Source organism: Sphingosinithalassobacter tenebrarum, from assembly GCF_011057975.1.
GTDB classification, from domain to species: domain Bacteria; phylum Pseudomonadota; class Alphaproteobacteria; order Sphingomonadales; family Sphingomonadaceae; genus Sphingomonas; species Sphingomonas tenebrarum.
Window position 1 is genome coordinate 1,958,324 of sequence record NZ_CP049109.1, and the last position, 26,648, is coordinate 1,984,971.

20 protein-coding genes are annotated in these 26,648 nt (G+C 64.5%); 12 read left to right on the forward strand and 8 right to left on the reverse strand.

Features of this window, described 5'->3' with window-relative positions; genetic code table 11:
• The first annotated feature begins 187 nt into the window (after window positions 1–187).
• The 3 genes from G5C33_RS09730 to G5C33_RS09740 are packed head-to-tail and all read left to right on the forward strand — an operon-like array spanning window position 188 to window position 3,702.
• Window positions 188–2,578: a hybrid sensor histidine kinase/response regulator gene (locus G5C33_RS09730; protein ID WP_165327029.1), complete on the forward strand. Its 2,391-nt coding sequence runs from the start codon at window positions 188–190 to the stop codon at window positions 2,576–2,578.
• A gap of 38 nt (window positions 2,579–2,616) precedes the next feature.
• The gene (locus G5C33_RS09735; protein ID WP_165327030.1) at window positions 2,617–2,970 is read left to right on the forward strand and encodes a response regulator; all 354 of its coding nucleotides are present in this window, start codon (window positions 2,617–2,619) and stop codon (window positions 2,968–2,970) included.
• Window positions 2,971–2,976: 6 nt separating this feature from the next.
• Window positions 2,977–3,702, forward strand: coding sequence for a polysaccharide deacetylase family protein (locus G5C33_RS09740; RefSeq protein WP_228275019.1), 726 nt, complete (start codon window positions 2,977–2,979; stop codon window positions 3,700–3,702).
• On the opposite strand, the gene G5C33_RS09745 is transcribed toward G5C33_RS09740, so the two are convergent.
• The 3 genes from G5C33_RS09745 to G5C33_RS09755 are packed head-to-tail and all read right to left on the reverse strand — an operon-like array spanning window position 3,699 to window position 5,720.
• Window positions 3,699–4,217, reverse strand: coding sequence for a phosphoribosyltransferase (locus tag G5C33_RS09745; protein WP_165327031.1), 519 nt, complete (start codon window positions 4,215–4,217; stop codon window positions 3,699–3,701). The two genes, G5C33_RS09740 and G5C33_RS09745, sit on opposite strands and share 4 nt — an antisense overlap.
• Window positions 4,217–5,230 carry an adenosine deaminase gene (locus G5C33_RS09750; protein WP_165327032.1) on the reverse strand — a complete coding sequence of 338 codons (1,014 nt, stop codon included), beginning with the start codon at window positions 5,228–5,230 and terminating at the stop codon, window positions 4,217–4,219. Before G5C33_RS09750 ends, G5C33_RS09745 begins: the two co-directional genes overlap by 1 nt.
• Before the next feature lie 52 nt (window positions 5,231–5,282).
• Window positions 5,283–5,720: an acyl carrier protein gene (locus G5C33_RS09755; RefSeq protein ID WP_165327033.1), complete on the reverse strand. Its 438-nt coding sequence runs from the start codon at window positions 5,718–5,720 to the stop codon at window positions 5,283–5,285.
• A gap of 137 nt (window positions 5,721–5,857) precedes the next feature.
• On the opposite strand from G5C33_RS09755, the gene recA reads away from it, so the two are divergent.
• The 8 genes from recA (at window position 5,858) to G5C33_RS09795 (ending at window position 16,823) form a co-directional block, all read left to right on the forward strand.
• Window positions 5,858–6,934 (forward strand): recombinase RecA, encoded by a 1,077-nt coding sequence (recA, locus tag G5C33_RS09760; protein ID WP_165327034.1) that lies wholly within the window; start codon window positions 5,858–5,860, stop codon window positions 6,932–6,934.
• Between the two features lie 305 nt (window positions 6,935–7,239).
• A complete protein-coding gene (locus tag G5C33_RS09765; protein WP_165327035.1) occupies window positions 7,240–7,884 on the forward strand; it encodes a glutathione S-transferase family protein in 645 nt (214 codons plus the stop codon).
• Window positions 7,885–8,003: 119 nt separating this feature from the next.
• Window positions 8,004–9,239 carry a dicarboxylate/amino acid:cation symporter gene (locus tag G5C33_RS09770; RefSeq protein ID WP_165327036.1) on the forward strand — a complete coding sequence of 412 codons (1,236 nt, stop codon included), beginning with the start codon at window positions 8,004–8,006 and terminating at the stop codon, window positions 9,237–9,239.
• The gene (locus G5C33_RS09775) at window positions 9,229–10,500 is read left to right on the forward strand and encodes a M24 family metallopeptidase (protein WP_165327037.1); all 1,272 of its coding nucleotides are present in this window, start codon (window positions 9,229–9,231) and stop codon (window positions 10,498–10,500) included. Before G5C33_RS09770 ends, G5C33_RS09775 begins: the two co-directional genes overlap by 11 nt.
• 12 nt (window positions 10,501–10,512) lie before the next feature.
• Window positions 10,513–12,120, forward strand: a complete 1,608-nt coding sequence (locus G5C33_RS09780; RefSeq protein WP_165327038.1) for a helicase HerA-like domain-containing protein — start codon at window positions 10,513–10,515, stop codon at window positions 12,118–12,120.
• Between the two features lie 79 nt (window positions 12,121–12,199).
• Window positions 12,200–14,860 carry an alanine--tRNA ligase gene (gene alaS / locus G5C33_RS09785; protein ID WP_165327039.1) on the forward strand — a complete coding sequence of 887 codons (2,661 nt, stop codon included), beginning with the start codon at window positions 12,200–12,202 and terminating at the stop codon, window positions 14,858–14,860.
• A gap of 101 nt (window positions 14,861–14,961) precedes the next feature.
• Entirely contained in the window at window positions 14,962–16,044 is a 1,083-nt protein-coding gene (gene dinB, locus G5C33_RS09790) for a DNA polymerase IV (RefSeq protein ID WP_165327040.1), read from the forward strand.
• Window positions 16,045–16,142: 98 nt separating this feature from the next.
• Window positions 16,143–16,823: a CDP-alcohol phosphatidyltransferase family protein gene (locus G5C33_RS09795; protein ID WP_165327041.1), complete on the forward strand. Its 681-nt coding sequence runs from the start codon at window positions 16,143–16,145 to the stop codon at window positions 16,821–16,823.
• Between the two features lie 5 nt (window positions 16,824–16,828).
• Here G5C33_RS09795 and G5C33_RS09800 read toward each other — a convergent pair whose 3' ends face one another.
• The 5 genes from G5C33_RS09800 to G5C33_RS09820 form a co-directional block, all read right to left on the reverse strand.
• The gene (locus G5C33_RS09800; protein ID WP_165327042.1) at window positions 16,829–18,463 is read right to left on the reverse strand and encodes an acyl-CoA dehydrogenase family protein; all 1,635 of its coding nucleotides are present in this window, start codon (window positions 18,461–18,463) and stop codon (window positions 16,829–16,831) included.
• A 48-nt stretch (window positions 18,464–18,511) separates the two neighbouring features.
• On the reverse strand, window positions 18,512–20,287 hold the full coding sequence (locus tag G5C33_RS09805) for a cation:proton antiporter domain-containing protein (protein WP_165327043.1): 1,776 nt from the start codon (window positions 20,285–20,287) through the stop codon (window positions 18,512–18,514).
• A gap of 146 nt (window positions 20,288–20,433) precedes the next feature.
• The gene (locus G5C33_RS09810; RefSeq protein ID WP_165327044.1) at window positions 20,434–21,660 is read right to left on the reverse strand and encodes an NADP-dependent isocitrate dehydrogenase; all 1,227 of its coding nucleotides are present in this window, start codon (window positions 21,658–21,660) and stop codon (window positions 20,434–20,436) included.
• Between the two features lie 139 nt (window positions 21,661–21,799).
• A complete protein-coding gene (locus G5C33_RS09815; RefSeq protein ID WP_165327045.1) occupies window positions 21,800–23,104 on the reverse strand; it encodes an OmpP1/FadL family transporter in 1,305 nt (434 codons plus the stop codon).
• Window positions 23,105–23,237: 133 nt separating this feature from the next.
• Window positions 23,238–24,251 carry a zinc transporter ZntB gene (locus tag G5C33_RS09820; RefSeq protein ID WP_165327046.1) on the reverse strand — a complete coding sequence of 338 codons (1,014 nt, stop codon included), beginning with the start codon at window positions 24,249–24,251 and terminating at the stop codon, window positions 23,238–23,240.
• Between the two features lie 139 nt (window positions 24,252–24,390).
• On the opposite strand from G5C33_RS09820, the gene G5C33_RS09825 reads away from it, so the two are divergent.
• A complete protein-coding gene (locus G5C33_RS09825) occupies window positions 24,391–26,628 on the forward strand; it encodes a S9 family peptidase (RefSeq protein WP_165327047.1) in 2,238 nt (745 codons plus the stop codon).
• Window positions 26,629–26,648: the final 20 nt, after the last annotated feature.

Genomic DNA, 26,648 nt, shown 5'->3' on the forward strand with positions numbered 1-26,648 from the left:
CTTCTTCTTTTGTCACCCTGAACTCGTTTCAGGGTCCACCGTGCCGCAAAAACCGTCCTCACCTATTGCAGGGTGGATGCTGAACAAGTTTAGCATGACGAGTGCTGGCGTATGCAGCAGTCACCACAAATTGAGCGACCAACCGCCAACTACTTGACCCGCGCATGGACCCGGCACAGGACGGGGCATGGCTACGCTTCCGCTTTCATCCCCGGGAAAACGCACGCGTTCGGTAATGCCGCTGCTCGCGGCGGGGCTGACGGGATTCGTCGCGACGGGCATGGTGTTGATCACGCTGGGGGATCGGGCGCTGGCGGTGGGTTTTCTCGCTGCGACGCTGCTGATGGCGGGCGGGCTTATCGCCGCGCGCCGGATGTTCGGAGCGCCGGAAGCGCAGGCGCCGGTCATCGACTGGTCGGTGGCGCACGCGCTTGCCGCCGCCAGCGAAGATGCGCTGGCGGTCACCGATCGCGCGGGACGGCTGGTTTGCGCGAACGAACGCTATGCCGCGCTGTTCGACGGCTATCCCACGCCGCCCGGGCTGCCGGTAGGCGAGGCGGCGGCACAGGCGCTCAATCTTGCCGGCCGAGCCGCCTGGCGCGACGGGGAGGGCCGCAGCGACGCGATTGACGTTTCCGGCGCTCCGGTCACTGCTCAGGTCGCGCGCGTCGGGGAAGACATGCTGGTGTGGCGGTTCGTCGGCGTGCAGGCGCTCGACCTTGCACGAACCGTCCAGACGCTCATCGGCAGCCAGACCGGAGACCGGCTCGGCAGCGCGGGGATCATGGCGGCGCTGATCACGCCCGAGGGGCGCGTACGATCGGCAAACCGGGTGCTGCGCGCGCGCGCGATGGGGCGCGAGGATGCCGCGATCGAAGGCCGCGATTTCACGCGCTTCCTGATCACCGACAGCGCCGGTCAGGTGCGGTTCGAGCGCGAAGGGATGGGCGGAACGCCGCTGCGGGTGCTGCAGATTCCGTTCCTTGATGCCGAGGACGCGCCGATGCTCGTCGCGCTGCTCGACGAGGAGACCGGGGCAGTGAATGTGCCCGCGATCGGGGGCAGCGCTTCGGCGCATGTCCGCTCGCTGATCTCGCTCCTCCCGCTCGGCATGGCGCTGGTCGATCGCGACGGGCGGTTCGTGCACATGAACGACGCCTTTGTACGGGCGACCCGCGTCAATGCCGCCGCGCCGCCGCTCTATCCCGGCGATCTGGTGGTGCGCGAGGACAAGTCGGCGCTCGCCGATGCGGTGCGCAAATTCGCCGGCGGCGCGGCGCATTCGATGGACATGGCGGTGCGGCTGGCCGACTCGCCCGAGGAGCCGGTGGCGATATCGCTCGCCGGCGCGCGGGGGCTCGGCGACGCGGCGGTGCTGATCAGCCTCAAGGATTCGGGCGAGGAAGGGAAGCTCAAGCGCCAGGTCGCGCAGGCGACCAAGATGCAGGCGGTGGGCCAGCTCGCCGGCGGCGTAGCGCATGATTTCAACAACATCCTGACCGCGATCATCGGCCATTGCGACCTGATGCTGATGCGGCATTCTCCCGGCGACAGCGACTATGACGATATCCAGCAGATCCGCGCCAATTCGAACCGTGCGGCGAGCCTGACGCGGCAACTGCTCGCCTTTTCGCGCCAGCAGACGCTGCGCCCGCAGGTACTCCAGCTCCCCGATGTGATTTCGGAAGTGTCCAACTTGTTGAAACGCCTGCTCGGCGAAACGGTGAAGCTCGAAGTCAAGCATGGCCGCAATCTTGGACCGGTGCGCGCTGATCCGGGGCAGCTCGAGCAGGTCGTCGTCAATCTCGCGGTCAATGCGCGCGACGCGATGGTCGCGGCCGATCCGATCGGCGGGGGCACGCTGACCATCGAAACCGCTGCCGTAACCGCCGCCGATGTCCGCCAAATGGACGAGGACGTGCTGCCGGTCGGCGACTATACCGCGCTGCGCATCTCGGACACCGGCACCGGCATTCCGCCCGACGTGCTGCCCAAGATCTTCGAACCCTTCTTCACCACCAAGGAAGTCGGGAAGGGGACCGGGCTGGGCCTGTCGACTGTCTATGGGATCATAAAGCAGTCGGGCGGCTTCATCTTCGCAGAGAGCGAAATGGGGAAGGGGACCGCGTTCACTATCTACCTGCCTGTCCACGCCGCCGCCGAAGCCACCAAGGCAGCAGCGCCAGTGAAGGAAAAGAGCACCGATACCTGGGGTACCGGCACGATCCTGGTGGTCGAGGACGAGGACATGGTGCGCGCCGTCGCCGAACGCGCCTTGTCGCGGCAGGGCTATACCGTGCTGACCGCCGAGAACGGGGAGGCCGCGCTCGAACTGCTCGAAGGCTGCGATCGGCCCGACCTGCTCGTTTCCGACGTCGTCATGCCGATGATGGACGGGCCGACGATGGCGCGGCAGGTGCGCGAGCGCTATCCCGACATCCCGATCCTGTTCATGTCCGGCTATGCCGAGGAGCAGCTTCGCAAGTCGATCGATCTCGACAATGTCGCGTTTCTGCCCAAACCCTTTTCCGTCCAGCAGCTTGCCGAGGCGGCGCGTGAAACGCTCGCTGCGAAATAGCTTGGCCTGTCGGAGAAATTCCGCCATCTGAGAGGCCTATGGCCAGTCCCAGTAATATATTGATCGTCGAAGATGAGCCGCTGATCGCAATGATGCTCGAGGATTTTCTCGAGATACTCGAGCGCAGCGTCGCTGGAACCGCCGATAGCTGCGAAGGCGCGCTGGCGCGGATCGGGCAAGGCGGTGTCGATGCGGTCATCCTGGACGTGAATCTGCGCGGGGGCGAGACGAGCTGGCCTGTCGCCGACGCGCTTTCCGAAAAGGGGATACCCTTCGTGCTGGCGACGGGCGGATCGGATGACGGCATCGCCGATGCGCACAAGGGACGCCCGGTGCTGCAGAAGCCCTTTACGCTGGAAGCTGTCGAAACCGCGCTCGAAGCGCTCGACTGACCGGTGGTGGCGAGGCTGTCCCGGCCCGCGCGCCTATCGATCCTCGCCATCCTTGCGCTGTTGCTTCTGCTCGCCGCGATGTTCGGTTTGTGGCGGTTGAGCAAGGCGCGCTGCTTTGCACTGTTCGTAACGCCGCTTTGCCGCGTGCAGACGCCAGAGAAGCTGGTCGCGCTGACATTCGATGACGGACCCCGGCGCGAAGGCGTCTCGATCGCGCTCGACGCGCTGGCCCGGAATGATGCGCACGCCACCTTCTTTCTGATCGGCGACGAAATGGCGCGCCACCCCGGCGAGGCGCGCCGTTTGGTCGATGCCGGGCATGAAATCGCCAATCACAGCTTTTATCATCGCCGTATGGTGGATGTGTCCCCCGCCGCCGCCCGTCGCGAAATCGATCGCACCGATGCTTTGCTCAAGGCCGAGGGCGGCGGCGATACGCTGCTGTTCCGCCCGCCCTATGGCAGCAAGCTCACCGGGCTGCCGCTGGCGCTGCGCGGCGCAGGCCACCGCATGGTGATGTGGGATGTGGAAGACCCGCCCGAGCGGCTCGACGCGCGCCAATATGCCGACCGGATCCTGGAGCAGGTCCGCCCCGGATCGATCATCCTGATGCACATCATGTATGACAGTCGCGCCACCGCGCGCGAAGCGCTTCCGCTGGTGCTCGCGGGGCTGGCGCGGCGCGGCTATCGCGTCGTGACGGTCGGTCAGCTGCTCGCGGCGCGATCCTAACGCGTCCGTTCGGGCACCTCGGCGGCATCCTGTGCGATCGATTCCGATGGTGCGACGGCTTCCCAGGGGAAGACGAACCAGTCCTTGGTCATCTCGCGATCAATTTCCCGCGCGCGATATTCGACGCGTTGCTGTGAACGGATATTGTCGAGCAGCGTCGCGAAACGGACATGGTCGCGAATGCCGCCCGCCTGCGCCAGCGCGGCACGCAGCTTGCCGATGGTGCTGCCGGTATCGTTGATGTCGTCGACAAAGAGCAGCCGCTCCCCCTTCGCCGTGCGATTGGCGAGCCGTACCAGCGGCGCATCGGCGAAATCGGTTTGTTTCGAACTGAGATCGACCGAGAGCATCGGCAGGCCCAGGGCATGGCTGAGATAGACTGCCGGAACCAGTCCGCCGCGGCCGACGCCGATCAGAAAGCTCGGCGTCCAGCCGTCGTCTGCCCGCAGCGCCTCCGCCAGCGCGACGACGTCGGTGAGAAACCTGTCATGCGGGATTGGTGTGAAGACCGGCATCACTGCGCCTCGCAATAGCTGTCGATCGCGGTGAGATGCCTGGCGATCTCCGCTTCGGACAGGAACGAACCCGTGAAGCTGTTGCGTGCCAGCGTCACCATATCTTCGCGCGTCAGCCCGCGGGCTTGCGCGACCGCCAGATAATTATCGACGACATAGCCGCCGAAATAGGCCGGGTCGTCCGAATTGATCGTGGCCTGGAGGCCCGCTTTCAGCATCCGGTCGACCGGGTGCGCGGCGATATCGTCGATCACGCAAAGCTTCAGATTGGACAGCGGGCAGACGGTGAGCGTCATGCCGGTTTCGACAAGACGCGTGGTCAGCCTGTCGTCTTCCAGCGCGCGGTTGCCGTGATCGAGCCGGTCGATGTGAAGCAGGTCGAGTGCTTCCCAAACATATTCGGGTGGCCCTTCCTCGCCTGCATGCGCGACCGCTTTCAGTCCCATGCCGCGTGCGGTCTCGAATATACGAGCGAATTTGCTTGGCGGATGGCCGACTTCGGAGGAATCGAGGCCGACGCCCGCGATCCGGTCGAGCCAGGGGTCGGCGGCCTTCAGCGTATCGAACGCCGCATCCTCGTCGAGGTGGCGCAGGAAGCAGAGGATGAGCTGCGATGTCAGCCCGTGCCTTGCCTCTGCTTTGGCCATTCCGGCGAGCAGCCCGTCGGCAACCACCTGAAAGGGAATGCCGCGATCGGTATGCGTCTGGGGATCGAAAAAGATTTCGGCATGGCGCACGCCGTCCGCCGCCGCGCGATCGAAATAGGCCGTGGCGAGGTCTCGGAAATCCTCTTCGGTTCGCAGCACGTCGGCGCCGGCATAATAGATGTCGAGAAAATCCTGCAGCCGGGTGAAGCTGTATGCCGCCCGGATTTCTTCGACGCTGCCGAAGGGGATCGCCACCTTGTTGCGCTCGGCGAGCGCGAACATCAGTTCGGGTTCTAGGCTTCCCTCGATATGCAGATGCAGTTCGGCCTTCGGCAGGCCGGTCACGAATTGGCGCGGATCGTTCATGGCGCCAGCATTGCGCGGGGGCGGGTGGCTGGCAAGCCGCTATCGCGTGCGGCTATTGCCAGCGGCCTCGCGCGACTGCCTCGGTGATTTCCTGCACGCGGATCGGCACCGGCTTGCGGCGGGGCAGGGCATGGCGCAGCGGCGCCAGCGCCATCGCCGCGAACATCGCCCAGAGCAATATCGCGCCGGCATCGCCGAGGTGCAGGGTATCGCCGAGCCAGAAAGCCAGAAACGCCGTTGCGGCAAGGATCGCGAAAATCAACACATAGCCGCGCACAGCAATGCCGCCGGCAAGGAAGTGGCGGTCCCAGCGTTTCCACAACAAGGTCAGATCGACCTTGTAGCGGCCCGAAATGCGCGAGAAGAGATCGACCGCGTCGGTCCCCGAAACTCCCAGATCCTCCGCGATTCGCGAATCGCGATGGATGCGCAACAGCGGAACGCCGCTTTGCTGCGCGATCAATTCGCGGATTTCGCGTTCCACGCTCATTCCCCCGGAATAGCGAAGAAAATTCGCGCCGCAACGCACAATTCGTTCCGCTCTTGTTCTTTAAGAACAAATGTCGTACATGATGCCACGGACATTGAACGCGTTACGGCATTCCTTTAGCGACGGGAGCGAATCCAATGGCGGCTTCTCTCAAGGTGATCGACGGCAAGATGGCAGCATCCGACAAGGCAGCAGGCGAACGGCAGAAGGCGCTCGACGCGGCGCTCTCGCAAATCGATCGCGCGTTCGGCAAGGGCAGCGCGATGAAACTCGGCTCGAAGGAGGCGATGCAGGTCGAGGCGATTTCGACCGGGTCGCTCGGGCTCGACATCGCGCTCGGCGTCGGCGGACTGCCGCGCGGCCGTGTGATCGAAATCTACGGCCCGGAAAGCTCGGGCAAGACGACGCTCGCGCTGCATGTGATCGCCGAGGCGCAGAAGACCGGCGGCACCGCCGCGTTCGTCGATGCCGAACATGCGCTCGATCCCGTCTATGCCCGCAAGCTGGGCGTCGATATCGATGAACTGATCGTGTCGCAGCCCGATACCGGGGAGCAGGCACTGGAAATCACCGATACGCTGGTGCGTTCGAACGCGATCGACGTGCTGGTCGTGGATTCGGTCGCCGCGCTGGTGCCGCGCGCCGAAATCGAAGGCGAAATGGGGGACAGCCATGTTGGCCTGCAGGCCCGGCTGATGTCGCAAAGCCTGCGCAAGTTGACCGGTTCGATCAGCCGCTCGCGCTGCATGGTGATTTTCATCAACCAGCTGCGGATGAAGATCGGCGTGATGTACGGTAACCCCGAAACCACGACGGGTGGCAACGCGCTCAAATTCTATGCCTCGGTGCGGCTCGACATTCGCCGTACCGGCCAGATCAAGGACCGTGACGACATCATCGGCAATTCGACGCGGGTAAAGGTGGTCAAGAACAAGGTCGCTCCGCCGTTCAAGCAAGTCGAATTCGACATCATGTATGGCGAAGGAGTGTCCAAGATCGGCGAAATTCTCGATCTCGGCGTCAAGGCGGGACTGGTCGAGAAATCGGGCGCCTGGTTCAGCTATGACAGTGTCCGCATCGGGCAGGGACGCGAGAACGCGAAGAAATATCTCAAGGAAAATCCCGATGTCTGCGACCGGCTCGAAAATGCGATCCGCGGGCGCACCGACGAAGTCGCCGAAGAAATGATGACCGGACCCGACGCCGAGGACTGAATCCTTCTACAATGGAAGCATCGGCCGCTACGCTCGCGCGCATGGGGCAGGCGGCCACGGGACACAGATCCCACAGGAAGACCCGGCGTCGCTCCCTTGCGCCGGGTCTTTCGGTGTCCGCGCAATATCGCATCCGATGCGATCATGCCCGGTTCGATGCGACCGCGGCCGGACTGTCGCGGGTTTGGCGGCCCCAGGAAGCCGATACAAAGCCCGGTCCGGCCGTTTTCGCTCGGAAACTCCGCGAAATTCCACTCGCCAGGCGTTAGAGTGCTGCGCAATTCCCGCATCAGGAGCGCAGGCGCATGATTACCGTCCACCATCTCGAAAATTCGCGATCGCAGCGTATCCTCTGGCTGCTGGAGGAACTGGCGATTCCCTATGAAGTCGTTCGCTATGCGCGCGACAAGAAGACGATGCTCGCACCGCCCTCGCTGAAGCGCGTGCATCCGCTTGGAAAGTCGCCGGTGATTACCGATTCGAGCAATTCGTCGCATTCTGGCCCGCGCGTGGTTCCCGAAACCGGTGCGATCATCGAATATCTGGTCGAGAAGGCCGACGGAAAACTCGGGCCGCCATCGCATCGCGAATCCGCGCTGCGCTACCGCCATTTCCTTCATTATGCCGAGGGATCGCTGATGCCGCCGTTGCTGGTGAAGCTCGCGCTCGGCATGGTGCCGCTGTTCGGCAAGATGGGGCAGAAGCGGATCCAGCCGATGATCGACGTCCATCTCGACTGGATCGAGACAGAGCTCGCCGAGCGTCCCTGGTTCGCGGGAGACGAATTCACTGCCTCCGACGTGATGATGAGCTTCCCGCTCGAAGCCGCCGTCGGTCGCGCCGGCGCGACGGAGGGACGCCCGCATATCGCGCAATGGCTCAAGACCATTCACGCGCGACCGGCCTATCAGGCCGCGCTCACCAAGGGCGGTCCCTATGCCTATGCCTGAGGCCTCCCGTGCCTGACGCATAGTCGCGTCGCGACCCGGCCGGGCTTGCGCTTGCGCGTCGCGGGCCTACACCGGTGCGCGCAGGATCGGGCGTGCAACGCCCGGCAAGGGGGAAGCGCATGAAGTTCTGGTTTCGGATTCCATTGTGGCAGCGCGTGATCGGCGCGCTCGTGCTGGGCGTCGCCGCCGGGCTGGCCTGGGGACCGGAAGCGGAATCGATAAAATGGATCGGCGACCTGTTCATCAAGGCGATCAAGATGCTGGTCGTGCCGCTGATCTTCTTCTCGCTCGTATCCGGCGTCGGTGCGATCGGTGACTTGCGAAAGCTCGGCAGTGTCGGCGGACGCGCGCTGCTGCTTTTCCTCGTCACCGGCCTGATCGCAGTATCGCTCGGCCTGGCGCTTGGCGCGCTGATCCAGCCCGGGGCAGGGCTCGACCTTGCCCGCGACGTCGCCGCGAGCACTCAGGACAGCGCACCGCCTTCGGTCACCGACATGATCCTCGCGATGGTACCGGACAATCCGGTGAGCGCGATGGCGAACGGCGAGGTGCTCCAGCTCATCGTCTTCTCGCTGCTCTTCGGCATCGGCATCGTCATGGCGGGGGAGGCCGGCGCACCGATCCAGCGCGCGGTCGATGCAGGCGCCACGATCATGCAGCATGTGACGATGATCGTGATGGAACTCACGCCCTTCGGCGTCTTCGCGCTGATCGCCTGGGTCGCGGGCACTTACGGGATCGACGCGTTGCTGCCGCTCGGCAAGCTGGTGCTCACCAACTATGCTGGCTGCCTCATTCTCATTCTGGTCGTCTACACGGTGATCGTGAAGGGCATCGCCAAGCTGCCCGTCGGCGACTTTTTCCGCGGCATCATCGATGCGCAGGCAGTCGCCTATTCGACCGCCTCGTCGAGCGCGACGCTCCCGGTGACGCTACGCTGCGCCCAGCGCAATCTGGGTGTGTCGCGCAGCGTTTCGGGCTTCGTAACGTCGCTCGGAGCTACCGTGAACATGGACGGCACGGCGATGTATCTCGGCCTTGCGACGATGTTCGGCGCACAGATTTTCGGCGTCGACCTCAGCTTCACCGATTATCTCCTCGTCGCGCTCACCGCGACGCTCGGCTCGGTCGGTGCCGCGGGCATCCCCGGCGCGGGGCTGATCATGATGACGCTCGTGTTCGGCACGGTCGGCGTGCCGATGGAAACGATCGCCTTCGTCGCCGGGATCGACCGGATCATGGATATGATGCGCACCGCAACCAATGTGACCGGCGACCTGACCGTCACCACTGCCGTCGCGCGGATGACCGGCGAAATCGACGTGGAGGAATATGAGTCCGCCGATGACATTTGATTTGCTTTCGCCGCGCTTTTCACGCCGTTCCCTGCTCGCCGCGGGCGCAATGGCACCGCTGCTCGCAACGCCTTTGACCCGGGCGTTGGCGCAGCAGGCGAGCGAATTGCCGAACCTCGCTGCGAACGCCGTCGAGATAGGCCCCGAGGAGCGTGCCGCCCGCATCGCGCGCGCGCAGGCGCTGATGCAGGCGAACGACATCGGATCGATCGTGATCGAGCCGGGCGGATCGATGGTCTATTTCAGCGGCGTGCGCTGGTGGCGTAGCGAGCGGCTGACGGCGCTGGTGATCCCGCAGGAAGGCCAGCCGTGCATCGTCACGCCCTTCTTCGAAGAGCCCTCGGTGCGCGAATCGCTGGGCATCCCGGCGGAAATCCGCGAGTGGCAGGAGGATCAGGATCCCACCGCTGTGGTCGCGGGCTTCCTGAAGGATCGCGGGATCGACCATCTTCCGGTCGGGATCGAGGAATCGGTCCGATATTTCGCGGTGGCCGGCCTGGGCAGGGCGCTCCCCGATGCAAAGCTTGTTCCCGGCAATGCGGTTGTGCGCGGATGCCGCATGATCAAGACGCCCGCCGAACTCGCGTTGATGCAGACCGCGACCGATATCACCATCGCCGCCTATCGCTGGACGTACCCGCAAGTCGAAGCGGGGATGACCCCGCGCGACATCGGTGCGCTGATGACCGTGGCGACGCGCGCGATGGGCGGCAGCGTCGAATTCAACCTGATCCTGCTCGGCGAGGCATCGGCCTATCCGCACGGCAGCGGCCAGCCGCAGATGGTGCGCGAAGGCGAAGTGGTGCTGATGGACTGCGGCTGCTCGGTCCACGATTATGAATCGGATGTCTCGCGCACTTTCGTCTACGGCGACGCGAGCGCCGAACAGCGCAAGGTGTGGGGCGAAGTCCATCGCGGTCAGCAGATCGCGTTCGAGGCGGCGCAGGTCGGCACGCCTGCTGGCCAAGTCGATGACGCGGTGCGCCGTTACTATGACGGCCTCGGCTACGGCCCCGGCTATGCGCTTCCCGGCCTGTCGCACCGCACCGGCCACGGCATCGGCCTCGAAGGCCATGAACCGGTCAATTTCGTGCGCGGCGAGCAGACGCCGCTCGCGCCGGGCATGTGCTTCTCCGACGAGCCGGGCATCTACATGCCGGGGAAGTTCGGAGTCCGGCTCGAAGACTGCATCCACGTCACCGAAGCCGGCCCGAAATGGTTCAGCGAACCGCCGGTGAGCATCGACGAACCGTTTCGATAAGGGCCCACCGGAGTGACCCAAAGCGGCAGCATCTTCATCGGCAGCGCCAACGGCGTGCCGCAGGCGCTCGAACTGAAGCGCGCCAATCGTCACGGGCTGATCGCCGGGGCGACTGGCACCGGCAAGACAGTGACGTTGCAGGGAATCGCGGAGGGCTTTTCGCTGGCCGGCGTGCCGGTGTTCGTGGCGGATGTGAAGGGCGACCTTTCGGGGCTCGCAATGGCCGGATCGCCGCTGCAGAAGAACCACGAGGTGTTCGCGAAGCGCGCCGCCGAAATCGGCTATGCCGACTGGTCGTATGACAATGTGCCGGTGCAGTTCTGGGATCTGTTCGGCGATCAGGGCCACCCGATCCGCACGACGATCAGCGAGATGGGGCCGTTGCTGCTTTCGCGGCTGATGGACCTGAACGACACGCAGGAAGGCGTACTGACGATTGCCTTCCACATCGCCGATCAGTCGGACCTGTTGTTGCTCGATCTCGACGATCTTCAGGCGATGCTGGTGCACATCGCCGAGAATGCCACCGATCTGACGACGCAATATGGCAATGTGTCGAAACAGTCGGTCGGTGCGATCCAGCGCAAGCTGCTGCAATTGCGCACGCAGGGCGGCGATCGTTTCTTCGGCGAGCCGGCGCTGGCGATGGGCGACCTGATCGGCACGGACGATGCCGGCAAGGGGCTGGTCAACATTCTCGCCGCCGACAAGCTGATGGCGAGCCCCAAGCTCTATGCGACCTTCCTGCTCTGGCTGCTCAGCCAGTTGTTCGAGCATCTGCCCGAGGTCGGCGATCCCGACAAGCCCGTGCTCGCCTTCTTCTTTGACGAGGCGCATCTGCTGTTCGACGAGGCGCCCGATGCCTTGCTCGACAAGGTTGAGCAGGTGGTCCGGCTGATCCGTTCCAAAGGCGTCGGCGTCTATTTCGTGACGCAAAGTCCGCTCGACATACCGGACAGCGTTTCGGCGCAGCTTGGCAATCGCATTCAGCACGCGCTGCGCGCCTATACCCCGCGCGAACAGAAGGCTGTGCGCGCTGCTGCGCAGACCTTTCGCCCCAATCCCGAGGTCGATGTCGAAAGCGTGATCACCGAGCTGAAGGTCGGTGCTGCGCTGGTATCGCTGCTGCAGCCCGATGGCGCGCCGTCGCCGGTGCAGCACACGTTGATAAAGCCGCCGCGCACGCGCGTTTCCCCGGTCACGGACGACGAACGGCGTGCGCTGATCGAAGCTGATGCGATCGGCGATCGATACGACGTCGCCATCGATCGCGAATCGGCGGCGGAATTGCTCAGGGCCAAGGCGGACGAGGCCGCCGCCGCCGCCGCAGAGGCCGAGGCGCGCGATGCCGCCGAGGCCGATCGGGCTCGGCGCGAAAAGGAATCCGCCCGTGCCGCCAAGGAAGCCGAGCGCGCGCGTGTCGCAAAGGAGCGCGCGGGGCGCGACAGTCCGTGGGGACGGGCCGCGGATTCGGCGATGCGCTCCACCCGCACCGCCGTGACCACCGATATCGCCAACAGCGTATCCAAGGCGATCCTCGGCACCACGCGGGGCACGAGCGCTGCTGCGGTGAAGGGGCTGGTCCGCGGCGTGCTTGGAGGGCTGTTCAAGGGGCGTTGAGGCAACACCCGGACAGCCGATCACACCCATCGAACCGTTTCGCTTGAGTGCCACGCGGACCGCGCTTACATCGCATCCCATGACGTCCACCAACGATATCCGCCGCTCGTTCCTCGACTATTTCGAGCGCGAGGGCCATGCCAGGGTGCCTTCGGCGCCGCTCGTTCCGCACAATGATCCCACGCTGATGTTCGTGAACGCCGGCATGGTGCCGTTCAAGAACGTGTTCACGGGGCTTGAGCATCGCGATTATTCGACTGCGACGAGCAGCCAGAAATGCGTCCGCGCGGGCGGCAAGCACAATGACCTCGACAATGTCGGCTATACCGCGCGGCATCACACCTTCTTTGAAATGCTCGGGAATTTCTCGTTCGGCGATTATTTCAAGGATCGCGCGATCGAGCTGAGCTGGGGGCTGGTGACGAAGGAATGGGGAATCGACCCCAAGCGCCTGCTGGTCACCGTCTTCCATGAGGACGAACAGGCGGTCGAGCTGTGGAAGAAGATTGCCGGGCTGTCCGACGATCGCATCATCCGCATCGCCACCAGCGACAATTTCTGGACGATGGGCGACGATGGCCCGTGCGGTCCGTGCTCGGAAATCTTCTACGATCATGGCGACCATATCCCCGGCGGCCCTCCGGGCAGCCCGGACGAGGACGGCGATCGCTTCATCGAGATCTGGAACCTCGTCTTCATGCAATATGTGCAGGCGGGCGGAAAGATTGTCGGCGACCTGCCGAAACAGTCGATCGACACCGGCATGGGGCTGGAGCGAATTTCGGCGCTGCTCCAGGGCAAGCACGACAATTACGATACCGACACCTTCCAGGCGCTGATCGACGAATCGGGCGTGCTTTCGGGCGCATCGACCGGTGGTGACAATCAGGCGAGCCATCGCATCATCGCCGACCATCTGCGCGCATCGGGCTTCCTCGTCGCCGATGGCGTGCTGCCCGCCAATGAGGGCCGCGGTTATGTGCTGCGCCGGATCATGCGCCGCGCGATGCGGCATGCGCATCTGCTGGGGTCCAAGGACCCGCTGATGCACCGCATGGTGCCCGCGCTCGTCTCCGAAATGGGGCAGGCGCATCCCGAGCTGATCCGCGCACAATCGCTGATCGAAGCGACCCTGCTTCAGGAGGAAACGCGGTTCCGCAAGACGCTCGCCAACGGCTTGCGGTTGCTCGACGAAGCGACGGCAGAGATGGGCGCGGGCGACACGCTGCCCGGCGCCACCGCGTTCAAGCTCTACGACACCTATGGCTTCCCCTACGACCTGACCGAGGACGCGCTGCGTGGCCAGTCGATCGCCGTCGATCGCGCCGGTTTCGATGCTGCGATGGCGGAGCAGAAGGCCGCCGCGCGTGCCGCGTGGAAGGGATCGGGCGCCAAGGCCTCGGATGACATCTGGTTCGATATTGCCGAGGAAGTCGGGTCGACCGAATTCACCGGTTATACCGCCACCGAAAGCGACGGGCAGGTGGTCGCGCTGGTCAAGGACGGCGCGCGCGTCGAAAAGGCCGAGGCAGGCGACGATGTCGTCATCCTGACCAACCAGACGCCCTTTTACGGTGAAAGCGGCGGCCAGATGGGTGACGCCGGTTTAATAAGCGATGACAAGGGCTTGCACGCCGTTGTTGCCGATACGTCGAAACCGCTGGGGCGGCTCCATGCGCATCAGGCTAAGGTCGAGAGCGGGGCGATCGCGGTCGGCGATACCGTCCATCTCGCCATCGATGTGGAGCGCCGCGACGCGATCCGCGCCAATCACTCGGCGACGCACCTTGTCCATGCCGCGCTGCGCAACACGCTCGGCGATCATGTGACGCAGAAGGGCAGTCTCGTCGCGCCCGATCGCTTCCGCTTCGACTTTTCGCATCCCTCGGCGCTGACGCCCGAGGAAATCGCGCGGGTCGAAGCCGATGTGAACGCGCAGATCCGCCATAACGAGCCGGTCGTGACGCGGCTGATGACCCCCGATGACGCAATCGCTGCAGGCGCGATGGCGCTGTTCGGCGAGAAATATGGCGACGAGGTGCGCGTGCTTTCGATGGGCCGCAGCGCGCAGGCCAATTATTCGGTCGAACTGTGCGGCGGTACGCATGTCAACGCGCTGGGCGATATCGCGATATTCAAGATCGTGTCGGAAAGCGCGGTTTCGAGCGGCGTGCGCCGGATCGAGGCGCTGACCGGCGAAGCGGCGCGCCAGTGGCTCATCCAGCGCGACGAGAAGCTGCGCGAAGCCGCTTCGGTGCTCAAGGCCGCGCCCGACGAAGTACCCGCGCGACTTTCCGCGCTGGTCGAGGAGCGCAAGCGGCTCGAACGCGAGCTGGCCGAAGCGAAGAAGGCGCTTGCGCTCGGCGGCGGGGGCGGCGGCGCGCCTGCCGGTCCCGAACAGGTCGCCGGCGTTAATTTCATCGGCCAGGTGCTCGACGGACTCGAACCCAAGGCACTGCGCGGCGCGATCGACGAAGCCAAGGCGCGCGTCGAATCGGGCGTGGTCGCGCTGGTCGCGGTCAATTACGGGCGCGCCTCGGTCGCGGTCGGCGTGACCGACGATCTCACCGGCACGCACAGCGCGGTCGATCTGGTCAAGGCAGCGGTCGAAGCGCTCGGCGGCAAGGGTGGCGGCGGGCGCCCCGACATGGCGCAGGGCGGTGGACCCGACGGCGACAAGGGCGCCGATGCCCTCGCCGCCGTGAAAGGCGCGCTGGAGGCGGCGAAAGAGGCGGCCTGATCACCGGTGATTGCGGAAATGCGAGAGGCCCGGGCGCGGAAACGTGTCGGGCCTTTTGCGTGCGTGTTCCCATGATGTTCCGTTTGCGCTAAGCCGACGTCATGGCACCGCCCGCTGTGCGCAAGATCATTCATATCGACATGGACGCGTTCTTCGCGTCGGTCGAACAGCGCGACGCGCCCGAATTGCGCGGCAAACCCGTCGCGGTGGGGCATGGCGCGGCGCGCGGCGTGGTCGCGGCGGCGAGTTACGAGGCGCGCGAATATGGCGTGCGCTCGGCGATGCCCTCGGTCACCGCGATCCGGCGCTGCCCCGACCTGATTTTCGTGCGGCCGCGCTTCGATGTCTATCGCGCGGTGTCGCAGCAGATCCATGCGATCTTCGCTGAATATACCGACCTGATCCAGCCGCTCTCGCTCGACGAGGCCTATCTCGACGTCACTGCCAATCGGAAGGGGCTGGCGACTGCCTGGGCGACGGCGAAGGATATCCGCAGGCGTATATGGGAGGAGACGGGGCTCACTGCCTCGGCGGGGATTTCGTACAACAAGTTTCTCGCCAAGCTCGCTTCGGATCACCGCAAGCCCAACGGGCAATTCGCGGTGACGCCGGACATGGGCGCCGAGTGGGTAACGACGCTGCCGGTCAAGCGTTTCCACGGCGTCGGGCCGGTGACGGCGGCGAAGATGAACCGGCTGGGGATCGAAACCGGCGCCGATCTGCGTGACAAGTCGCTGGCGTTTCTGCATCAGCATTTCGGCAGTGCGGCCGAATGGTATCACGCGATCGCGCGCGGCGAGGACGATCGCCCGGTCAATCCGCATCGGACACGCAAATCCTCGGGCAGCGAGACGACCTTCCGCAGCGACTTGACCGACGTCGCCGAGATCGAAGCGGGGGTGCTGGGGCAGGCGGACAGCGTGTGGCGCTGGTGCGAAACGGCGCAGCGTTTCGGGCGTACCGTCACGGTGAAAGTGAAGTTCGCCGATTTCCGTCAGATCACCCGCAGCCGCAGCCAGTCGGCGCCGGTGCGCACGCAGGAGGCATTGCGCGAGGCGAGCCTGACGCTGATCCGCGGCGTGCTGCCGACGCAAAAGGGCATCCGACTGCTCGGCGTTACCGTGTCGAACTTCCCCAGCGAGGACGCCGAGGCGGAATTGCCGTTGCTCGGCGGCGCGGCATGACGCTATCGCCGAGGTGGGTTGGGGGGGGGAGCGCGAAGGTATTTTTCGGGCTTTTTGTGGGGCCTTGCCGAATAGCCGGCTTTGGCTGATAAGAGTCCATGACAGTTTCCGATGGACGCAAGCCGAAGCCGATCACGCGCATCCAGCAAAACCTGCTTGCAAAGGGCGAACGCCGCTTGCTCAACTGGCTTTGCAGCCGACTACCCGGCTGGGTGACGCCTGATATTCTGACCTCGCTGGGCCTTGTCGGTGCAGCCGCCATTTTCGTCGGCTATGCGGCAAGCGGGTTGGGCCAGGCATGGCTATGGCTGGCGATCGGCGGTTATGTCATTCAGTGGTTCGGCGACTCGCTGGACGGCAGTTTGGCGCGTTACCGCAAGATAGAGCGCCCTGCCTTCGGCTATTTTATCGACCATAGTTGTGACGGTATCACGACACTGCTGATTCTCGCCGGAATCGGGCTCAGCCCCTATGTGCGCCTCGATGTCGCGCTGGTGGCGCTCGCCGGCTATTTCCTGCTTTCGATCCACGCCTATCTCTCGGCGCATGTGATCGGCGAGTTCAAGCTCTCCTATCTCTCCGCGGGACCGACAGAATTGCGCTTCGTACTGATCGGCATGACGCTGGCCATGATGATCGTCGGACCCAATTCCGGGACATTGTTTCCGATGTCGGTATTTGACGTCATCGTCGGATCGATCGGGTCGCTCCTCATCTTCCTCTTCGTCATCCAGACCTATGTGACGATGCGTCGCATTCTGGCGCGCGGCGAAGCGTAACGCCGCTATTGCCGCGCGATGATCGCGGCCAGGTCGGCACCGCCCGGCAATGTTCCGAAGCTGCGCCCGCTTTCGCCGCCGATCCGCGTGGCGACGAAAGCGCCGCTTACGGCATGCGGGGCATGGCGGAGCAGCAGCGAGGCCTGGAGCAGCAGCGCCAGCCGCTCGGCGACGAAACGCGCTTCATGCTCGGCGGGGAGGCCCTTGGTTAGCCGGTCCTGCATCGCAGCAACTTCGGCATCGAAACGCGTGTCGGCCCCGCCTGCCGCCTCGAGTTCAGCGAACAGCGCCTGTGCGGCCGCCGGCTCCTTCGCCAGCGTCCTGACGATGTCGAGCGCGATGACGTTGCCCGATCCTTCCCAGATCGCGTTGAGCGGCGCCTCGCGATAATAGCGGGCGAGGGGGGCTTCCTCGACATAGCCCGCCCCGCCTAGGCATTCCATGCACTCATAGACGAAATTGGCGCAGCGCTTGGTCAGCCAGTATTTGGCGAGCGCGACGGCGAGCCGGGCAAAGGCGCGCTCGCTTTCGTCGGCGCCGTCGAACGCGCGGGCGATGCGCATCACCAGCGCGGCGGCGGCTTCATATTCGACTGCGAGATCCGCGATCACCGATGCCATCGCCGCCTGATCGATCAGCGTCTTCTGAAACACCCGGCGATGGCGGACATGATGCACCGCCTCGGCAAGCGCGCGGCGCATGATGCCGAGCGTGCCCGATATGGTGCCCAGCCGCGTATGATGGACCATCTCGATGATCGTCCGCACCCCGCGGCCCGGTTCACCGATGCCCCAGGCGAAGGCGCCATGATATTCGATCTCGCTGGACGCGTTGGACTTGTTGCCGAGCTTGTCCTTCAGCCGCATCACATGGATGGCGTTGCGCTCGCCGTCCGGCGTGATCCGTGGCACGAGGAAGCAGGAGAGTTGATCCCCCACATAGGCGAGGGTGAGAAACCCGTCGCTCATCGGCGCCGAGCAGAACCATTTATGCCCTGTCAGCCGCCAGCCTTCACCATCCCGCTCCGCGCGCGTCGTATTGGCGCGCACGTCGCTGCCGCCCTGTTTCTCGGTCATCGCCATGCCGAGCGTGATGCCGGACTTCTCGGCGATCGGGCGGAGCGGCGCATCATAGGTGCCGCCGATCAGCGTATCGAGCCAGGGCTGCGTTACCGCTGGCTGGTGGCGCAGCGCCGGGACCGAGGCATAGGTCATGTTGATCGGGCACATCACGCCCGCCTCGGCCTGCGTGAAAACCGCCAGCATCGATGCGTGACCGACATGCCCGCCGGGCTGCTTCGCCCGCCAGGCAATGTCGTGGATGCCGTGCGCAGTCGCAACGTCCATCAGCCGGTGATAGGCGGGGTGGAAGCGTATTTCGTCGACTTGCCGCCCATAGCGATCGAAGCGGAGCAGCTCGGGCGGCTCGCGATTGGCGGTATCGCCCAGCTCAAGCATTTCCTCCGATCCGCAAGTCGCGCCCAGCGCCGATAGCGGCGCGTCGAGCCAGTCGCCGCCCTCGCGCCGCACCGCTTCGCGCAGCGCGGTATCGGTCGCGTAGAGATCGCGCCCGGCGAATTCGGGCGGCTGGTTGGTCACCTCATGCGTTTCGAGGCGCGTCGCGGGGGCGAAGCGGGGCATCCGGTTTCTCCTGTCGTTCGCCGCCGGGGTCTGTCGCCCCGTGCGGCGCTATGACTGCACGTCGCTCAAACGATTGACGCGCAGGCGCGGTTCACGCTCCAGTCCCGCTGCGTTCATGATCGATTTGCGCATCTGGTCGCGCTTGTCGTGGATCGATGCGATCACCGGGCCGGCTGCGATGCCCAGATCGATCAGCACTGCTTCGGACAGCTGCAACGAGCTTTCCAGTGTTTCGGGCACCGCGTCGGTCGCGCCGGCCTTGTAGAGTTCGGCGGCATGGTTCGAATCGCGGGCGCGGGTGATGACGGGCAGATCGGGCACCCAGTTGCGCACGCGGCGGGTCAGTCGCACGGTCAGGACTGGATCGTCCATCGTCAGCACCAGCGCCGTCGCGCGCCCCAGATTGAGCATGTCGACGAACTCCGACCGTGTGACGTTCCCGAACAATACGTGATAGCCGTTGCGCCGCGCCGCGGTGACATTGTCGATATCCGCGTCGACGGCGGTGTAGGGCAGGTCGTGTGCTTTCAGCATATCGGCGACGGTCCGCCCGACGCGCCCGAAACCGATGACTACCGTGCCCGGGCCTTCGGGTGTGATTTCGGGAACGGGCTCGCCCTCGTTCGACTGATTCTCGATGGTTCGGGAAATGATCTGTCCCGCCTTGGCGAGCAGCGGGGTGATCGTCAGGCCGATCGCCGTAACCGTGGTCCAGAAGGCGGCGGTGGACGGGAGGATCAGGTCCGCCCCGGCGGCGACGCCCAGCACGATCAGCGTGGTTTCTGACGGGCTCGCCATCAGCACGCCGGTTTCCGCCGCCGTGCCGGTGCGCACGCCGTTCAGCTTGAGCAGCGCGGTCGTCACGGCGACCTTTACCAGCATCACGGCCAGAATCGCGCCGAGCAGGGTCGTCCAGTTCATCGCGACGAGGCGCAGATCGAGCCGCATCCCGACGGTGATCAGGAACACACCAAGTGCCAGCCCCCGGAACGGTGCGGTGATCGCTTCCACCTCGGTATGATATTCGGTTTCCGCGATCATCATTCCCGCGATCAGGGCCCCGACGATCGGCGAGAGTCCGACCACCGAAGTGGCAAGGCTGGCGACGATCACGACCAGCAGGCTGGCGGCCAGGAAGAGCTCGGGGCTCTTCGTCCGCGCGGCCTGGGCGAAAAGCTGGGGGACCAGATAGCGACCGGCGACGATCAGCACCGTGATGACGACGCCGCCAAGCAGAATGACCCGCAACAGGCTGCCGACACCGTCGTCGACGGCCATCGGCGAGATCGCCCCGAGCAGGAAGATGATCGGCACCAGCGCGACATCTTCGAATAGGAGCATGGCAAAGGCGGCGCGGCCGACCGGGCTGGTCGTACCCGCGATCGGCAGCACGATGGCGGTCGAGGAGAGGGCAAGCGCAAGGCCGAGGCCGATCGCGCCGCCCCAGCTCTGCCCCAGCAAGTGAATGCCGATGCCGAGCAACAGGCCCGAAACCAGCAATTCGGCCACACCGACGCCGAAGACGAGCTGGCGCAACGCCCAGAGCCGCTTGAACGACAATTCCAGCCCAATGGCGAAGAGCAGCAGGATGACGCCGAACTCGGCGAACGGCTCGATCGCGTGCGGATCGGAAATCGTGACGTGATAGAGCCACGGATAGTCGCCGACCAATGCGCCGAGCCCAGCCGGACCGACAAGGACCCCGACCAGAATGAAACCGATGACGGGACTGATCCTGAACCGGGTAAAGGCCGGGATCACGATCCCGGCCGCACCCAGTATCACCAGCGCGTCGCTGAAGCCGCTATTGTCGACGTTGAGCATGCCCCATCATTACGTCCCCGGAGCCACTTGTCACCGGGCTGTGTCGCGCTTTGGTGAATATGCTTCCCATGAAAGCCGCTTGAAACGAAATCGGCCCGCGCTTCCGGGGAAGAGCGGGCCGATGCCGTTTGGTTGCGATGCCGGGCTCAGCCCAGACCCTGCTTGCCCATCTCGGCTTCGAGATTGACGCGGATCGCCTCGAAGAACTGCTCGGTGGTCATCCAGTCCTGGTCGGGGCCGATTAGGATCGCGAGATCCTTGGTCATGTTGCCGCTTTCGACGGTGTCGATGCAGACCTTTTCAAGCGTTTCGCCGAATTTGGTGACATCGGGCGTATCGTCGAACTTGCCGCGATAGATAAGGCCTCGGGTCCAGGCGAAGATCGACGCGATCGGGTTGGTCGACGTCGCCTTACCCTGCTGGTGCTGGCGATAGTGGCGGGTGACCGTGCCGTGCGCGGCTTCGGCTTCCACCGTCTTGCCGTCCGGCGACATCAGCACCGAGGTCATCAGGCCGAGCGAACCGAAGCCCTGCGCAACGGTGTCCGACTGAACATCGCCGTCGTAGTTCTTGCAGGCCCAGATGAACTCGCCGTGCCACTTGAGCGCGCTGGCGACCATGTCGTCGATCAGGCGGTGCTGATATTCGATGCCCAGCTCCTTGAATTTGGCTTCGAACTCGGTTTCGAACACTTCCTGGAAGATGTCCTTGAAGCGCCCGTCATAGGCCTTCATGATCGTGTTCTTGGTCGAGAGATAGACCGGCCATTTGCGGTCGACGCCGTAGTTGAGCGACGCACGGGCGAAATCGCGGATCGATTCGTCGAGATTGTACATCGCCATCGCGACGCCGGCGCCCGGGAACTGATAGACTTCCTCGTCGATCACCGTGCCGTCATCGCCTTCGAAGACGAGGCGCAGCTTGCCGGTGCCGGGCACCTTGAAATCGGTCGCGCGATACTGGTCGCCGAAGGCGTGGCGGCCGACGACGATCGGCTTGGTCCAGCCCGGCACGAGCCGGGGGACGTTCTTCATCACGATCGGTTCGCGGAAGACAACGCCGCCAAGGATGTTGCGGATCGTGCCGTTGGGCGACTTCCACATCTTCTTGAGATCGAATTCCTCGACGCGGGCCTCGTCCGGGGTGATCGTGGCGCATTTGACGCCGACCCCATATTCCTTGATCGCGTTGGCCGAATCGATCGTGATCTGATCGTCGGTCTCGTCGCGCTTCTGGATCGAGAGATCGTAATATTTGAGGTCGATGTCGAGATAGGGGAGGATCAGGCGCTCACGGATCCATTCCCAGATGATCCGCGTCATTTCGTCGCCGTCGATCTCGACGATCGGGTTCTTCACCTGAATCTTCGCCATGCGTCTTCGCTTTCCTGAGTTGAGGTTTGGCGCAGCCTCTACGGGGAAGGCGCGCCGGGATCAACCGGGCGCCCATCCTCCGGGCGATGGCAGGGCCGACACTGCATCACATTGCGGCATCGGCCCTGTCCGTTCGCGATCAGAAGCGGAAGCGTCCGCCCAGCGTAAGCACCACGGCGCTGGCGTCGCGCAATTCACCGTCGGTGAGGATCGGCGTCTGCGCGGTGGTGCCGGCATAGGCAGCAGTGACGCGGTCGATCGGCGCGTCTTCGAACATGATGTAGTTCGCGGCCGCGTCGACCGAGAAGGAATCAGACACCTGCAGCGAAGCACCGGCGCCGATATTCAGGCGATCGGAGTCCGGCACACGCGCGTCGCGTTCGGTATCCTGAGTCGGCGTCTCGGCGAACTGCACGCCGGTGCGCAGCGTCAGTGACGGATCGACTTGCCAGTCGATACCGCCCGCGAAGCTCCAGCTATCCTCATAGCGCTCGGGAATCGCGCTGCTCAGCGGCGCACCGAGGCGGATGGCGTCGAATTCGCTCCAGCCATAGCGGATCACCTGCGCATTGAGAGTCACCTTGTCCGATGCCGCGAAGCGGATCGCGCCGATTGCCTGCCAGGGCGTGGAATAGACTGCCTCTACGCCGTCGAGCTGCATGTTCTGACCCGCCAGCGGACCGACCAGCCCGTCGATGGTCACGCTACCGTCGAGCGTGTGTTCGATCGCCGACTTGTAGGACAGGCCCACCGTAACCGGGCCGCCGTGCAGCTGCGCGCCGACGGTCCAGCCGAAATCCCATCCGTCGCCTTCCAGAGTCTGTTGCCCGTCGGGCAGGGCAGGCGACAGGTTGGGCAGCTTGTTCGAAAGCGTCGCTTCGGCATATTCGATGTTGAGCGCGGCGCCGACGCGCAGCCAATCCGTCGGGGCATAGGCGACCGAAGGCTGGATATCGTATGTGCGCAGCCGCGTCTTGTCCGCCGAATAGCGCGCCCAGCTGTCGTCATTGTAATCGGTGGTGAAGCTGAACGGCGAAGCCACGGTCAGGCCGACCGAAAGCCGGTCGGTCAGCGGCACCGCCACCGAGCCCGCGGGAAGCAGCCCGTTCTCGATCGGATTGGTCGAATAGCCGACGCCGCCGACGGGGGCGGGGGGCTGGCCGGGACGCACGATCACCGTGCCGTTATCGACGACTTCGCCCTTGGGCAGGATCGCGGAGGCGGATGCCGTGGCCTCGGCCCGGTCGAGACCGGCGCTGGCGGCCGGATTCCACCACAGCGAATCGGCGCCCTGATCGGCGGCTTCGCCCGAAAAGGCCCGGCCGGCACCCTTTGCCGACTGCTCCTGCAGGTAGAAAGCCTGCGCATTGGCGGCACCGGCGGTGGCGGCAAGGGCAAGCGGGGACGCTACGGCAAGCAGCAAAAACTCTTTGGAAAAACGCATCAGGCGACCTCTATAAACAGATCTGGTTTCTAGATTTGAACAGTAAACACCGTCACTTACCGCAGTCAGTTGAGGCTGCGGTACGGTAAACACCGCTAATGCGAAACGATGCGAAGCTCAACCGGTTCCCCGGTCAGATCCATTTGAGGAGGCGAAACACCAGGAGCTGGAGAGCCGTCAGGGCAAGGAGAATCCCGGTGAGTATCCAGAAGCCGTTGGGGTCGTTCATCCCGGGTATGCCGCCCAGATTTACGCCCAGCAGCGCAGTGACGAAACTGAGCGGCAGAAAGATGCCGGCGGCGATGGTCAGCAAGTAGACACGGTGATTGGCGAGGTTCGCCGCGCGGTTGTTGATGTCATCTTGCAGGACGAGCGCACTTTCCTTTGAAACATCAAGATCTTCGAGATAGCGCTTCAGCCGGTCGATCGTCTCGCGAATGTCGCGGCTGTTGTTCTCGCTCATCCATTCCGGGGATTCGCGGCTGACCTGTAGCAGCGCTTCATGCTGGGGCGACATGTGCCGCTTGAGGCCCAGGCAGTTGCGGCGAATGGTCGCGATGATCGTCAGTATCTCGTCGGTATCATGGTCGCCGCGACCGTCCTCCAACTCATCGATCTTGTCGTTCATGTCGACGATGGTGCTGCCGATCTTTGTAACCAACTGCTCGATGATCTCGGTGACGAGATCGCCGGTGCGTTTCGGCCCCTTGCCGCGGTCGAGGGTCTCGGCGATTTCGCTGGGGGTCTGCAGCGGCCGGCGGCGCAGCGTAAGCACGCGATTGCCCCGCGCCCACATGCGCAGCGAGACCATGTCCTCGGGTTCGGCATTGGGATTGAAGTTGATCCCGCGCAGCACCGCCACCAGCGCGTCGCCCTCGCGAAAGGCGCGCGGGCGCGTCTCGTCGGCGGTCAGCGCATCGGCGGTCGCTTCGGACAGGCCGAGCTCACTCTGCAACCAGTCATCGACGCACGGCACGGTGCGATCGACGTGCATCCAGAGCGTCTCCTGCGGCTCGCGCGGCATCCAGTGACGCGCTTCTTCCCAGCCTATCGTCGCAGCCCCGCCGCGACCGTCCAGAACGCGTGCGAAGATCAGGCCCGTATCCGGGTCCGCGGCAGTAGGATCGTCGGTGCCTTGCGGTGCCATGACGTCACGATAGCCGCTCGCGGGAGAAGGGCAATCGCGTGTCGCTGAGGCCGTTGCCCTTTACTGGCACGCCCCGCCGTCCGATAAGCGGCGCATCACAGCCCCGGCCGGGGCGAATAATCGCTGGAGAATGCGAGGCATGCTGAAATGGGTGATGGCGCTGACGCTGGTAGCCACGGGGGGAGGCGCTGCGATGGCGCAGACTGAACCGGTAACGAATTCGCCCCCGAACCTGACGCTGGCGCGGGTCTTTTCCGGGCCCAGCCTGACCGGCTCCTCGCCGCGCGCGCTGAAGCTCTCGCCCGACGGCAAGTATCTCACCGTGCTGCGCAATCGCGAGGAGGAGGCTTCGCGCTACGACCTTTGGGCGATGGACACCGCGACGGGCGAATGGCGCATGCTGGTGGATTCGAAGAAGGTCGGCACCGGCGCCGAGCTTTCCGAAGCCGAACTGATGCAGCGCGAACGGCTGCGCATCGGCAACCAGCGCGGCATCGTCGCCTATGACTGGGCGCCCGACGGGCACTCGATCCTCGTTCCGCTCGACGGCGACCTTTATCTCGCCTCGCTGAACGGCGACGTTCGCCGGCTGACCGCGACCGAGGAAGGCGAACTCAATCCGGTGATCAGCCCGGCGGGCGGCTATGCCAGCTTCGTGCGCGATCAGAACCTCTATGTCGTCGCCTTGTCCGATCTGTCGGAGAAACAGCTTACCAGCAGCGGCGAAGGCCTGGTCCATTGGGGCGAAGCGGAATTCGTCGCGCAGGAGGAAATGGGCCGCCGCACCGGCTATTGGTGGTCGCCCGACGACCGGCGGATCGCAGTGCAGCGGTTCGACGAAAGCCCTGTCGATGTCGTCACGCGCTCGGCGATCGGCGCAGACGGCACGCGCGTTTTCGACCAGCGCTATCCCAAGGCCGGCACCGACAATGTGCTGGTCGACCTCTATGTGATGAAGCCGGACGGCTCGGAGCGTGTGAAGGTCGATCTGGGCGAGGAGACCGACATCTATCTGGCGCGGGTCCACTGGGCCCCCGATGGCGATACGCTCTATGTCGAGCGCCAGAGCCGCGACCAGAAGACGCTGGACATGCTCGCAGTCGATCCGGCGACCGGCGCCTCGCGCATCCTGTTCACCGAAAGCGCCGCCGACAACAGCTGGGTCAACCTTTCGAGCACCTTCAAGGTGCTGGAAGACGGCAGCATCCTCTGGTGGTCCGAACGCGATGGCCACGGCCATCTCTATCGGTTCAAGGACGGCGACTGGACGCAGCTGACGCACGGCGACTGGGAAGTGGGCGGCGTCGTCGGCGTCGATGAAGCCAATGACAAGCTCTATTTCAGCGGCAACAAGGACGGCGCTCTCGAAACGCATCTCTATGTCACCACGCTGAGCGCGCCGGGAGAGCCGAAGCGGCTGACCGAAACCGGCTGGAATAACAGTGCGCAGATGGACGATGCCGCCACGCGCATCATCGTGGGCCGCTCGAACACGCATCAGCCGGGGCAGATCTATCTCGCCGACAATGCGGGCGAACGGATCGCCTGGATCAACGAGAATGACGTCGATGATCCCGATCATCCCTACCACCCCTATCTGCCGAGCCATCGCGACACGCAGTTCGGCACGATCACGGGTCCGGGCGGCCAGACGCTGCACTGGGAAATGATCACGCCCGAGCTGGAGCCGGGCAAACAGTATCCGGTGTTCTTCCAGCATTATGGCGGGCCGCATGCGCAAACCGTCGCGCAGGGCTGGAGCGGCGCGATGGCGCAACACATCGTCGATCGCGGCTATATCTATTTCCAGATCGACAATCGCGGATCGGCTAATCGCGGCAAGGCGTTCGAAGACGCCATTTATCACGCGATGGGAAGCGTCGAAGTGGCGGACCAGCTCGCCGGCGCCGAATATCTCAAGACGCTCGATTTCGTCGATCCCGACCGGATCGTCACCTATGGCTGGTCCTATGGCGGCTATATGACGCTCAAGATGCTGGAGGCAGATCCGGGCGTCTATGCCGCGGGCGTTTCGGGCGCGCCGGTGACCAAATGGGAACTCTACGACACCCATTATACCGAGCGTTACATGGGCGACCCGCGCGAAGTGCCCGAAGCCTATGAAGCCTCGGGCGCAGTGGCCGAAGCGGCGAATATCCGTGATCCGCTGTTGCTGATCCACGGCATGTCGGACGACAATGTGGTGCTCGACAATTCGACTGCGTTCGCAGCGAAGATGCAGGCGGCCAACGTCCCGTTCGAAATGATGTTCTATCCCGGCAAGACGCACAGTGCCGGGCGGGAAATCCATGTGTGGACGACGATTTTCAACTTCCTCGATCGCTACGCGCATCCCGAGCCGGCTTCCGCCGAGTGACGGGAGAGGAGGCACGCAAG